The 12,279-nt window shown below is 38.4% G+C and carries 16 protein-coding genes; 11 read left to right on the forward strand and 5 right to left on the reverse strand.

Translation table 11 applies throughout. The features are described 5' to 3' along the window. Positions 1 to 59: 59 nt before the first annotated feature. The gene (locus DESACI_RS05310; protein WP_014826143.1) at positions 60 to 635 is read right to left on the reverse strand and encodes a flavodoxin family protein; all 576 of its coding nucleotides are present in this window, start codon (positions 633 to 635) and stop codon (positions 60 to 62) included. Between the two features lie 200 nt (positions 636 to 835). On the opposite strand from DESACI_RS05310, the gene DESACI_RS05315 reads away from it, so the two are divergent. Continuing rightward, entirely contained in the window at positions 836 to 1,192 is a 357-nt protein-coding gene (locus tag DESACI_RS05315) for a winged helix-turn-helix transcriptional regulator (protein ID WP_014826144.1), read from the forward strand. 640 nt (positions 1,193 to 1,832) lie between these two features. Then, positions 1,833 to 2,222, forward strand: coding sequence for a bacteriohemerythrin (locus DESACI_RS05320; protein WP_014826146.1), 390 nt, complete (start codon positions 1,833 to 1,835; stop codon positions 2,220 to 2,222). Positions 2,223 to 2,362: 140 nt separating this feature from the next. Here the strand turns inward: DESACI_RS05320 and DESACI_RS05325 are convergent, their stop codons facing one another. Then, positions 2,363 to 2,557: a DUF1858 domain-containing protein gene (locus DESACI_RS05325; protein ID WP_014826148.1), complete on the reverse strand. Its 195-nt coding sequence runs from the start codon at positions 2,555 to 2,557 to the stop codon at positions 2,363 to 2,365. A gap of 325 nt (positions 2,558 to 2,882) precedes the next feature. Between DESACI_RS05325 and DESACI_RS05330 the strand changes: the two genes are divergently transcribed. The 3 genes from DESACI_RS05330 (at position 2,883) to DESACI_RS25365 (ending at position 4,342) form a co-directional block, all read left to right on the forward strand. Next, entirely contained in the window at positions 2,883 to 3,236 is a 354-nt protein-coding gene (locus DESACI_RS05330) for a winged helix-turn-helix transcriptional regulator (protein WP_014826149.1), read from the forward strand. A 95-nt stretch (positions 3,237 to 3,331) separates the two neighbouring features. Beyond that, positions 3,332 to 4,138: an HD domain-containing protein gene (locus DESACI_RS05335; protein WP_014826150.1), complete on the forward strand. Its 807-nt coding sequence runs from the start codon at positions 3,332 to 3,334 to the stop codon at positions 4,136 to 4,138. A gap of 75 nt (positions 4,139 to 4,213) precedes the next feature. After that, positions 4,214 to 4,342 carry a hypothetical protein gene (locus DESACI_RS25365; protein ID WP_282434153.1) on the forward strand — a complete coding sequence of 43 codons (129 nt, stop codon included), beginning with the start codon at positions 4,214 to 4,216 and terminating at the stop codon, positions 4,340 to 4,342. Between the two features lie 87 nt (positions 4,343 to 4,429). Here the strand turns inward: DESACI_RS25365 and DESACI_RS05340 are convergent, their stop codons facing one another. Continuing rightward, entirely contained in the window at positions 4,430 to 5,269 is an 840-nt protein-coding gene (locus DESACI_RS05340; RefSeq protein ID WP_014826151.1) for a DUF2889 domain-containing protein, read from the reverse strand. A gap of 303 nt (positions 5,270 to 5,572) precedes the next feature. Here DESACI_RS05340 and DESACI_RS05345 point away from each other — a divergent pair, with 303 nt between their 5' ends. After that, complete coding sequence (locus DESACI_RS05345) at positions 5,573 to 5,932, forward strand: PilZ domain-containing protein (RefSeq protein WP_014826152.1); 360 nt, start codon at positions 5,573 to 5,575, stop codon at positions 5,930 to 5,932. 8 nt (positions 5,933 to 5,940) lie between these two features. Here the strand turns inward: DESACI_RS05345 and DESACI_RS05350 are convergent, their stop codons facing one another. Next, a complete protein-coding gene (locus DESACI_RS05350; protein ID WP_014826153.1) occupies positions 5,941 to 6,852 on the reverse strand; it encodes an RluA family pseudouridine synthase in 912 nt (303 codons plus the stop codon). Between the two features lie 267 nt (positions 6,853 to 7,119). On the opposite strand from DESACI_RS05350, the gene DESACI_RS05355 reads away from it, so the two are divergent. The 4 genes from DESACI_RS05355 (at position 7,120) to DESACI_RS05370 (ending at position 10,106) form a co-directional block, all read left to right on the forward strand. Next, positions 7,120 to 7,461: a DUF1848 family protein gene (locus DESACI_RS05355; RefSeq protein WP_049804032.1), complete on the forward strand. Its 342-nt coding sequence runs from the start codon at positions 7,120 to 7,122 to the stop codon at positions 7,459 to 7,461. 150 nt (positions 7,462 to 7,611) lie between these two features. Then, on the forward strand, positions 7,612 to 8,688 hold the full coding sequence (locus DESACI_RS05360; RefSeq protein ID WP_014826154.1) for a glycosyl hydrolase family 18 protein: 1,077 nt from the start codon (positions 7,612 to 7,614) through the stop codon (positions 8,686 to 8,688). A gap of 338 nt (positions 8,689 to 9,026) precedes the next feature. Continuing rightward, positions 9,027 to 9,236: a response regulator transcription factor gene (locus DESACI_RS05365; protein ID WP_049804033.1), complete on the forward strand. Its 210-nt coding sequence runs from the start codon at positions 9,027 to 9,029 to the stop codon at positions 9,234 to 9,236. Positions 9,237 to 9,407: 171 nt separating this feature from the next. Then, entirely contained in the window at positions 9,408 to 10,106 is a 699-nt protein-coding gene (locus tag DESACI_RS05370; protein ID WP_014826155.1) for a DUF1385 domain-containing protein, read from the forward strand. A 248-nt stretch (positions 10,107 to 10,354) separates the two neighbouring features. Here the strand turns inward: DESACI_RS05370 and DESACI_RS05375 are convergent, their stop codons facing one another. Beyond that, a complete protein-coding gene (locus DESACI_RS05375) occupies positions 10,355 to 11,011 on the reverse strand; it encodes an ATP-binding protein (protein WP_014826156.1) in 657 nt (218 codons plus the stop codon). A gap of 349 nt (positions 11,012 to 11,360) precedes the next feature. Between DESACI_RS05375 and DESACI_RS05380 the strand changes: the two genes are divergently transcribed. Then, on the forward strand, positions 11,361 to 12,272 hold the full coding sequence (locus DESACI_RS05380; protein ID WP_014826157.1) for a hypothetical protein: 912 nt from the start codon (positions 11,361 to 11,363) through the stop codon (positions 12,270 to 12,272). Positions 12,273 to 12,279: the final 7 nt, after the last annotated feature.

Raw genomic sequence — 12,279 nt, forward strand, 5'->3', positions numbered from 1 at the left:
GGAGAGGGGACGGTCCTTCTGACACATTTTGTGTCAGAAGGACCGTCCCCCTTACACGCTTAACGAACTTGCTTTAGAAGCTTTGCCATATTTTGGCCGAGGACCTGGAAAGTCTGAATTCCTTCCTCATCCTTTTGGACGTCTCCCGGGTCACGCGATAGGGTCATATTCCAATAGCTTGAAGAGCAAATTGTCATTTCGGCGATACCAAAAAAGAAGTTAATAGCCGAATATGTAAAGGTTGAACCTGCTCTGCGCACGGAAACCACAGCTGTTCCAACTTTTCCTCTGAGTAAAGAGCCTCCGTTGGATTTTGCAACATATCCACATCGATCGATTAAAGCTTTTACTTCAGTACTGACATTACTAAAGTAGGTGGGGGAACCAATGATAATGCCATCAGCTTTTTCTATCTTTTCAATGAAGGTATTCATTTCATCGTCCTTGCGTGCACAGCGGTTATCTTTGTTTTTTCCACATTGACCGCAAGCCAAACAACCAAAGACTTTACGCCCTCCCAATTGGACGATTTCTGTCTCGATGCCTTCCTTCTCTAATTCAGCCAAGACCATTTTAAGGCTTTGGGCAGTATTTCCATTGGCTCGAGGGCTGCCATTAAATGCAACAACTTTCATAATTTGAACGCTCCTCTTCTATATTTTTGAATAGTTGCTTGGTATAATATTAAACAATATACTCTAAATTGACAAGTACGTACTTTTGAGTGCTATAGTATTAAACTATATACTAAGTATCTTATTGCCATGTCTTTTAAGTCGAGTATCAACTTTACACCCTCATTCTGCAAAATTTAACGTTTAAGGAGAGTTCGAAGATGATTAAGTTTAAGAATAATGAATACCAGTGTTCAATGGAATTAACGTTAGCTTTGATAGGTGGAAAGTGGAAAGCCCTAATACTCTGGCATTTAGGCGATAAAACCTTAAGATATAATGAGATGAGAAAGGTTTTGCCTAGTATTACTCCTAAAATGCTGACTCAGCAGTTAAGAGAATTAGAAGATAGTGGACTGGTCAAGCGATTGATCTATACGCAAATCCCCCCCAAGGTCGAATATTCCCTAACTGATGCCGGAAAAAGTCTCTTGCCAATCCTAGATACTCTCTGTAAATGGGGGTTAAGCTATGCAAGTGAATTTGAACATGCGGAACAAAACAAAGAAGTTGAGTGAATGGAGTAAAGAACTTAGAATTGTTAACTTAATTAACAACCGATAATAGATTTTGGATTTAGGTAATCGAAGAAGAATTGGATATAAATAGACTTTTATGTATGGAAAAATGTTCTGTTAGTAATACTATGGTAAATGTAGGATAGGAGGTGGTCGAAATGGGTGATAAAAGTCCGAAAAATAAGGCGAAAATGAAGAAACGATCAGAGAAGAAAGATAATGGTACCCCCCCTTTTGTTCTTCCTTAAAAGAATGTATTATTCAAGGTATCAATTTTGTTAGTTAATTAATGATCCGGCTTAAAGCCGGATTTTTCTTGTACTATCAGAAAGTATAACCTTTGGTTGTATACTGCAAGAAGAGCTAATTCGTGCGAAGACAGTGTCTTCGTCTTCTGGCATAAGTGCAACTTAGCTGCCGCTTTCGCCGGAGGCTCAGCGCCAGCTAAGTTTTCTTTACAATATCCCCCCCCATGTCCTAAGTGGTACCACCGACGAATGTAAATGGGGAAAACACCTAGTTTATAGGATACTTAGTAAAGTTGTCTTAGAAATCATGTGAATATTATCGTTTTATTGTATAATATGCATATCAGTGCTATAGTTTGAAAATATTTTAATTTACGAAAGGATTGAGATCATTGTTAGTCTGGAAAGAGGAATATTCAATAGGAGTAGAACATATTGACGAACAACATAAGCACCTTTTTGAAATAGGAAATAGAATATACGACTTATTAGAAAATTATTTGTATGTTGACAAGTATGATAAAATCATAGCGATCATCCACGAACTGAGTGATTATACAAAGTATCATTTTAAAGCTGAGGAAGATTATATGCTGGAAATAAAATATCCTCGGTATTTTAGCCAAAAAGTTGAACATGATGACTTCATTCAAAAAATTGAACAAATAGATTTTGAAGAAATTGATCAAGACCAGGACAAACATATCCGCGAAATTTTAACCTTTGTGTTTGATTGGGTACTAGAACATATTTTGAAAAAGGATATGCTTATCGGAGCTTAAGGTAATGGGAATCGCTCCTGCTTGGAGTAGAAGTCACACGGATAATTTATTGCAAAGAGTTTCTACATCAAAAGAGCCTTCCACCTATATAATTATGTGGAAGGCTTGGAAATTTTATGGCTTAGGTAAAAGGTTTGTAGTTAATGAGTGATAGCATCGTTAAGATCTTTGAGTAAATGAGGAACATCAATCCCGTGGGCCAAAGCTCCTTGCTCCAAATTTTCAAAACGTGCGGCCATACATCCGAAACAATGCATTCCGTAGCTAAGCAGGATATCTGCTGCTTTAGGATACTTTTCAACAACTTCAGTGATTGACATATCTCCTGTTATCATGAAACAATCAACTCCTCTTTATTCTTTATAAATAAGGTTCTCAGCTTAATATGTCTGTATTTTATTAAAAAAATTTCCTTTTCTAAACGGTAAATTAATCTATACCTAACAAAAACAGATAATATTTTGCTGAAGCTTACTCGGGTTGAAAGTTAAACTAAAGTTTACCGCATCTCACCTGCATAGGGTATTTTGCCGATCAATTTTAGAGAAATATCCCCAAAGTTAGTTACCTTATGTAAGTATCATACTATAAGATAACTACTGTCGTCAAGTGAGTAAATGTGATACACTGTTAGTATAGTAGAAACGGAAGGTGTCTACGATGGAAGACTATCATCTCTGTCCGAAATTTGAATCTGCCTTTGAATTAATTGGTAAACGATGGACGGGCTTAATAATTCGAGTCTTACAAACAGGGCCGAAGCGCTTCAAGGAATTGACAGAAACAATACCTAGTGTCAGCGGTAAAGTATTGACCGAGCGTTTAAAGGAATTGGAGTGTGAGGGGATTATAAGTCGACAGGTTTATCCGGAAATGCCTGTTCGTATCGAATACAGCTTAAGTCCTAAAGGGGAAGACCTTATTCCTGTTTTTGACGAATTGCAAAACTGGGCTATGAAATGGGTTGGACTGCATAGAGATCTGAAAATACAAGCTGAAATAGATAAAAAATAGCAGCAGTGTCGGAGTAGACCTGTCTGCAAGGGGATTGCAAACGGGCCAACCAAACTGACTTAGGATATAGAAGTTTTTAACGAGGAGTATTTATCATGACCAAGAATGATGTTCTTTTCTTAAACGCTTGGTTTGAACAATTTACCAACTGTTTTACTTCTGAGGACCCCGAAGTGGCGGCTAATATAAGGTATAAAAGAGAGCATTCCTTTAGAGTTAGGGATTACATGCTAATGATTGGCCGGGACCTTCAGTTACCTAAGAACCAAATGATATTGGCCGAGGTAATAGGGTTATTGCATGATGTTGGCCGTTTTGAACAATACTCAAAATATCATACGTTTAAGGATCATTTAAGTGAAGATCATGCCATGTTGGGCTTATTGACATTAGAACGAGAAAAGATTCTTAATGACCGTACCAACGAATCGGAAAAGGAAATCATTAGCTCAGCAATTAGAAATCACAACCAGCGTGTGATCGAAGAGAACCTTAGTGATGTTACCTTAATGTTTTGCAGATTGATACGAGATGCCGATAAATTAGATATCTTTGAGCAAATTATTAGTTTTTATGAGAATCCTTCTAAAACTCCATACCTGGCGGTAGAGACCAACAGCGAGGATACACGTTATTCTACAAATATCATCGAGAGTATTTTAAACGGAAAACAGATTTCCTACACGACTGTCAAAAATCCATTAGATATTAAATTAATCAGATTGTCCTGGCTGCTAGATTTATCTTTCCCGATTTCCTTGAAAATTGCTCAAAGCAAACAATACTTTGAAAGATTTAAGGTCTTTATTCCGACTACGGAGGATACTCGACAGGTTTTTAATTATATAGAGCAGCGTGTTTTTCAAAAGTTAAGTGTTCTTTCGGAAAAGGTTAAACCTTAAAATCTATGTATCTTGTTTCGCTTGTTAGGGCAACCTAAATGAACAAGACTGAGATGTGGAAAGGAGAAATGTGTTTTGGGCAATAAAAAGACTGATAAGTCGAGAACTCATGCTGCTAATCTCGATGACAATCGTCCTAATTCTGATAACGATAAAAAGAAAGTCCCAACAAGTGCCACCAATAATTCTTGGAAAAAAGTTTAATCTTTTGTATTTTCTTCACACAAATAACTAGCAAAAGATTTTATCAGGTTCCTTAGCAGGAACTTAATAGTTAATTACCCGTCCGCGTTAGAGTTGTGGCGGGTATTTTTCTAACCAGGCGAATTTCAAGATTTGAGCGCAATCATAGACTAAATCAATGAGGTGTACACATCCTTGCCCATTCCCTAGAATATTAGCGAGTTCTTTCTTATTTATTTTTTTTAAGGGGATGCCGCAGAGATTGGACAGCATTGCTGAGGACTCGCGGCAAACCAAATCCGGAGATCTTAAAAGAACTCCATCCGCCTCTTCAACAGTAAAACCATTTAACGTTAGCTGTACGTTAACCTCGTGGAAAGAATCACTTAAATTACCAAGTAATAAATAACGGTTCTCCCCTAGTTCAGAAAGACTTTGTGTTTTGAACCGTATAAATAAATTTCCATTGCGGTTACTTTCTCCGATATGGTCAAACCAAGTTTTCGTGATTCTGTCTAAATTGCTATAGTAGCGGCAGGAGCCTGAATAGAAGTTAATCCATTGGTGTTCATAATCTTCTTCGGAAGCATAGCCTCGTTCCTTGAGGAGAAACGTTTCGGATTGAATAATTCCTTTAATTGTTTCAGCAAAGAGAGACACCGCAAGTGGGTCTTCGAGAAAAGCAGCTGTTTCTTTCAGGACACCAGAGGAGCTAAAATAAGCTTCTGCACCAAGCAGGGGTATGACTTGGAGTGAGCGAGTACGAATGGGATGAGATGATCTTTGCTCCTCCCATAATGCTTCTCTTATTCTGAACGAATTACTATCAACCAGCAGTAGTGCTGCAGCTTCTCGGTGCGTGTCAACATAACTGGTCTGTGCCTCGAGTAAACTATCACCATTTCTTCGCACTTCAGTATACCAATGGCGATTAAAAAGAGCCTTCATATTTCAACCCCCCTAAAGAATTTAAACCCTTAAAAATTGACTAATCAAAAAATTCTGTACTATTTGCACTAAATCCTTCTTCTTGTTTTACGGAAAAGTAAAAAATTCTCGGTAGCTTGACAAAAAACAGTTCTTTAGCTGCCCGGTTATTAGGTATAATGTTAACGTAAAGGTCAAATGGCAAGCACAAGCGTAAATTTATGGGGTCTTAAAAAATAGATAAATACAAAGTAGAGGTTAAAAAATTCGAAGGAGCAGAGGGCCACTTTAAAGAGTACGAAGTGCGGGGGAGTATTTTAAAAGATGCCGGATAAAGAAGATGCGCGCAGTGATGTGAGACTAACTTATAATACAATAATTCAGTGTACGAAATGTATTTCGGAAGGAAAGGTAGTTGTTTATGCCCCCCTTTTAGAAATACAGGTTATGAATATTTCAAGAGAAGGTTTGTGTATTACCACGGAAGTTGAATTTAAGGAAGGGGCTCTCCTTGAATTTGATATAACATTAGGAGATACATTGTATAAATCGATCTCGGCAAGAGTTTTATGGTCTATAAAGGATGAAGATAGATATAGATATGGAATGCATATTAATTACATATCCGGAAAATTGAGCAGACATATTTATCAAATAGAAAATCGGCTTTTTACGAGTGTTTGAGTATTCGCTTAGAGGAGATTAGTGTCATTGAGGATAAGTTTTTCAAGGACACGTAAATAATCTGCCGGAAACGGCGCTTCTAAGGAAATTATTCTTTGTTCAGAAGGATGGGGAAAGGTCAGGGCAGCCGCATGTAGAGCTTGGCCGGCAATAAGCATTGAACCCTTTCCGTACATTCTGTCCCCAACGATCGGGTGACCTAAATGACTCAAATGAACTCGGATTTGATGTGTTCTGCCGGTTTCCAGTGTTAGTTTTAGCAGAGAGTAACCAGGATAGTTTCGAATTGTCTCGTAATGGGTAACTGCCTGGTCTCCGACAGGGCCTACAGCCCTGCGGTTCGGTTTAGTAGGATGTGGGCCAATAGGCAGAGTGATTGTTCCGCTTGGAGGATCGACAATTCCACTTACAATAGCCTGGTAAGTTCGTTTTATCCTTCCTTCTTTAAGAAGCGTCTCTAATTGGGTTTGAGTATGACTGTCTTTGGCAAATAGGATGCACCCGGAGGTTTCTCTGTCTAAGCGATGGAGTGGGCGAATTGCATGAATTGCTCCTTGCTGCTGATAATGGCAGGCAAGGTAGTTGCTTAACGTTCCATGGGAAGTTTGCCCTGCAGGATGTACCAAGAGTCCAGAGGGTTTGTTGAGGACAATCAAAAAACTGTCTTCATACAATATTTCGATGGGTCCTGGCTCCGGTACCACCCCATACGATGTATCCTCAAAGGAGAGGACTTGTAGAATATCTCCGGATTTAACATGCTTCTGAAGAAAGGTGGTTTTTTTGTTCAGTAAAATTCCCCTTTGCCGAGTCAGTTTCTGAAGGGTTCTTCCCGAGTAACTGAGAACTTGCTTTAAATAAGCCTCAACCGTCAGGCCCTGATGTTTCTCGGTTACCGCATACGAATAATACGATCTCATATCACCATTTCCAATCTTAAATAGTCTTTGCAATGATTTGTATTTATGGTTTGGATTAACAATGAACATCTTAGAAGGATAAATGCAGGAACTTCGCTATCAATAATACCATATTGTTGATACTGACGTCGGTAAACCTCACTGACAACCAGCAACATCAAGCATTTGAATGGTATACTAAACTAATTAATTTATTAAATTATTTCAAAGGTCAAATCTTTGTATAATTGGCCTTCTAAGGGTTGAATTTCGAAAATTAAGGTATTGATGAAAGCCATCTCCGATCTTGCCGGAGAAAACGGCATGGAGATATATAGCTGTGCAGAAACTGTTGATTTGGAGTCTTGCAATATCTCACCAGGAAAATGTATCGATGATCAATATATACGAAGTGTATTTGGCGTTAAGGCGGCAAGTGTTAAAGATAAGTCACAACGATTAGAGTGTGGGTGTATTCCGAGCAAAGATATAGGGGTTTATGACACATGTCTTTATTACTGTGCTTATTGCTATGCCGGAACGTTTAGATCCGGAGAAGATAAACGCCATTTTTTGGACTCACCATCCCTGATTGGCAGATACGAAGTACCTACGGGCGAGCACTTTTAGATAAATGTTACAAGTGCCCGCCATTATCATAATCTTAAATATCCTTCAGTTCATTAATCGGATATTTAATCTCCGCCTTCATTACATATAGAAATTTGAGAGAGGGAAAGCTAATGTCAGATGACCGAAATATGACAAAGGAGCAAACATATGAAAAGGTATCTGACGTTGCTATTGATAAGTTTCATAATTCTATGTCAGGCTCTCGTGGGTTGTACAGGTTCCAAGGGCCAACCTCCGCTGGCAGAGGCCTCACGTAAAGAAGCGTTAAGTTCAGTAGTTTTAGGTTTTTATACAGATTCTCAGAATGCCAAAGAATCTATGCTGAGTAACATTAAAAAGCTCAATGAAGTAGCATTTTTTTGGTACACCTTCGATGGCACCGGCCTAATCAAGCGAGCCGGTAATGTTGATTTAGGTCTTAAGGCTACTGTCCAAAAAGACGGGGTCAAAGCTTACGCTTTAGTCCATAATATGGGGGCCGGAGGGTTTAACTCTCAATTGGCCCATCAAGTGTTGGCAAATGGAACCAGTCGTTCTAAGTTTATAAATAATCTGGTTGACTTGAGTATTAAAGAAGATTGGGATGGAATATCAATTGACCTCGAGAAAATCCCTGATAACGATCGGAGTAATTACTCTGCTTTTTTAGATCAATTACATACCGCACTAAAGGCAAAAAATAAGATTCTTAATGTCTCAATTCCTGCAAAATATCAGGATGATCCAAACGATCTTTGGACAGGTGCTTTCGATTATACTGCCGTTGGACAGGCGGCAGATCAGATAGTTTTAATGACCTATGAAGAACATGGTATAGGAACAACGCAAGGCCCTATTGCTTCCCAAGGCTGGGTCAATAGAGTTATTGATTTCGCAAGCAGTAAAATTCCTAAGGAAAAAATTATTATGGGACTGCCTGTTTATGCCAGTGATTGGGCTTCGAACAGCCCTACTGTACCCAGTTACCTTACTTATGCCAAAGCTACGAGTATAGCGAGTGGGCATAAAGTGAGTATTCTGTATGATAGGACTCAACAGGTTCCGCATTTTGCTTATACAGTTGGCAATGTGCGTCACGAAGTATATTTAGAGGATGTTCGCAGCCTCACAGCAAAACTTAGTCTTGCGAAGAATACTCACTTGCAAGGTGTTGCCATTTGGCGATTAGGAATCGAGGATCCGGCGTTATGGACGAAGGTGTTAGAAGGGTATGGGAAAGGTTGAAAAGGTTGAAAAGGTTGGTATTTGCTTGACGCTAAATTTAATTCGGACAATAAGGGCAGTACAACATTAATTTACCGAAAGCAGTTACCGAATGAAAAGAGGGGCTGGTACTTGCAAACTATAATTCTGTTATAAGTGTATGCAGCCCTTTCCCGCATTTAATCCGATCTAAATAGTATGTATTTTATCCTCCCGGGATAAAAAGATTAAGCTTTAGCTCGAAAACTTTATCTAACAGAGATAATTGAGTGTAGAGAAATGGACTCCTATAATTAAATTATCAACCAACAAAAAATGACTTAATTCGATCTAAAATTCCTTTTAGGGGGTTTATATAAGTGGAGGACGCTAAATTAACAGAAATGGAGAGGCTCGTCCTGAAGGAGCTAGTTAATGGAGGTTCTAATAAAATTATTGCTCAAAAGCTATTCTTGAGTGAAAAGACTGTTAAAAACCATCTTTCGAGTATTTATAAAAAGTTAAATGTGAAAAATCGCACGAATGCCGCCGTAAAGTGTATTGAGTCCCCCCTCTTAATGCTTGGTTAATAAGTATAATAGTTTATACTAAAAGGCTAATTTAACTTATAGGGATTTTAGTAAAACCTATATGGATAAGAGAACAGCTTAAGGTTAACTATGTCAGGTTCCGGTTCCGTGGTATGATATAATTAACGTTTGTTATATTCGGAAACTTCTTTGTAAAATGAAGGTGAGAATTTGGCGGTTATAGGAGGGCGCGCACATATAAATGGGGTTACCTTTGCCACTAACACACATGTTGTTCGCGGAAGGCTAACCCAAGGAACTGTCTCCATAAGTGTACGTCAATTACCGGGGATACGACTATTTAAGCTGATGGATAAGGTTCCTTTCCTTCGCGGAGTCTCTTCATTGGCAAGGCTTAATCTTAAGCTGTTCCTGGAAATTATCCTCTTCCTTGCTATACCATGGGAGCGGATTTTTCCTGTTAGCGATTTTAGTGGTTTTGACTCAATTTGGGCCTGTCTCGCTGCCTATATTATGGTCCTTTTAATTTTAGTAGTATTATTGAGACGCCTTTGGCAGTTTCATGGAGCAGAGCACAAAGCCTTTAATAGTTATACTAACGGAGACGATCTTACAATAATGAGTGTTAGAACAGCCAGCCGGATTTCTAATCGTTGCGGGACAAATATGGCTGTTATTGCAATCCCTCTAGCTATTTTACTATCGTTTATAACCATGCCATTGCCATTAATAGTAATGGTGTTAGCGATTAGTTATGAGGTTTTCAATCGGAACTTTCAAAGATATCATTTTAAACCGATAGCATATATTGCTGAATTTATTCAGAAATATATCGTTACTGCGGAACCCACCGAAGAACAGATACTTCTAGCGACAGCTACTCTGTCTCGAGCAATAGAGTATAGTTAGTCAATGCGGGGTAAAAACAGGTGTTGAGTAAAACTCAACTCGAACAGCCCAAATTGGGTTAAACTAGCCAAGGGCGTTATCATTTCAATTGAAGTGACAACGCCCTTTTTAATGATTAGGGAAACAAAGTGGGAATGCAACGAAGGTGCCAACAAGTTTTGTTACAGTCCCTTGTTTGAGAAATCGAAGGAGTACCTCCAAATGTGGGTGTACTAATGGAGTAAAACTGAACAGAACTATAGCTGCAACTATATTATGATTCTACCATTTGTCGAGATGGTAATGACATTATCGGGAATTGACTTACCACTGTTAGCCAACGCCTTTTTTGCGGCATTGACAAGCCCACCGCAGCAGGGGACTTCCATTTTTAAGATCGTAATACTACTTATAGGATGTCGTTTAAAAATTTCGGTTAATTTTTCGGAGTAGTCGACGCTATCTAGTTTCGGACAGGCAATTAAGGTAACTTTGCCCTGCATGAATTCTTGGTGAATATTTGAATAAGCAAAAGCAGTGCAGTCCGCAGCTAGTAATAAATGAGCGTTATCCAAGTAGGGGGCATCGACGGAAACTAATTTTAGCTGGCATGGCCAATGTGAAAGCTGAGATGGGAATTCTGTGCTCGGAGAAGCCGATGCTAAAGTGAAATTTTGCTGTGCCATATTTCTATTCAAATGCTCTTTGACTGCCTCTTCATCATATTCGACAGTTTCACGTTCTTCTAGGGTAATAGCCCCGGCGGGGCACTCGGGCAGACAGTCACCGAGACCGTCGCAATAGCTTTCAGAGATAAGTTTTGCTTTACCATCTACTAATTGCAAAGCTCCCTCATGACAGGCATTAATACAGAGTTTACATCCGTTGCAAAGTTCCTGGTTTATCGTAATTATTTTTCGTTTCATCTTAGGATGACACACCCCTTTAATAATAATCTTTTTAGAAATTTAAAGTTAATGGGAAAAGAAAAGTGGAACGCAGCGAAACATCAAGAAAAGAATAATGGTATTAAGATGGTAATTGATTTTGGCCACAAGCTATTATACAAGAGAATTTTCAGGTAAAAAAGACTTTGTTCTAAAAAATCAAAGATTGTTTCAATTACCTTGTCTTAATTACTCAATCGGTCATGAAGATTAGATCCATAATTGTTTTTAGCATAGAAGCCCAAGTTTGTTAACGCAGTACCTAGAAATAACATATTATTTTAATAAGTAGAGAATTAGTATACTTTATAATGAGGTGCATTGCGGTATGGAATGGGCTTTATGTGTTCCCAACCTTGAAAAGGTATATCTAATAAAGGAACCATGGAAAGACAACGATGTTTTTAGCTCCGCAGCCATTAAGAATATTAGTGAGGAAGCATTTGGGGAAATTTGTTTTTCGAGGATCTATTATGGACAAGGATTTTGCGAACGGGCAATACCTTCTTTACATGAAGTGCTGGAAATATATCATTTAACGCAAGAAAATAGTCAGGAGATGACTTTAGTAACGCCCTATGTTACGGATCATGGGTTATTAAAACTTCGTGATTTGTTTCAGGGATTAGCAGAGAAAGGTTTGGAATTAGAAGTAGTTGTTAATGATTGGGGAATACTGTATTTGTTAAATCATGAGTTTCCCAGTTTTAAGCCTATTATAGGAAGGCAATTAAATAAAGCCTGGCGTGATCCGCGAATAGGGAACTCAGCAGGTAAACAAAAGAAGAAATTTCCTAATCTAAAATTAGACTCCCTACCTAGCACGAGCTTTGAAAGTGACATAATAAGAAATTTTTTTAAGGAATTTGGCACAAGTCATGTCGAATTAGATATTATGCCATGGGGATTTAAGAATTTTAGCAAGGGGAACTACGAAGTTTCCTTGTATTTTCCCTATACTATAGTCACAAGCGGCAGAATGTGTCTTCTAAATTCTTGGGGACAAAAGAAGGAAGATAAATTTAAAACATTAGATAATAGCTGCAAACATTTATGCCGAAAATACTGGCTGGAGCTCTCAGATAAATCGGGGCAGGTTCTCGAGATTAAGGAGCGGAAGATTATTCAAAAGGGTAACGCCCTATTTTGTGTTTTTAGTGCGGATTTTCTTAAGGATGTTTTTAATGATATCTCTGAGACAGGAATAAATCGCATGATTTTTCAACCGGAACCTATTTGACAGGAGG

This window comes from Desulfosporosinus acidiphilus SJ4 (assembly GCF_000255115.2).
Taxonomy (GTDB): domain Bacteria; phylum Bacillota; class Desulfitobacteriia; order Desulfitobacteriales; family Desulfitobacteriaceae; genus Desulfosporosinus; species Desulfosporosinus acidiphilus.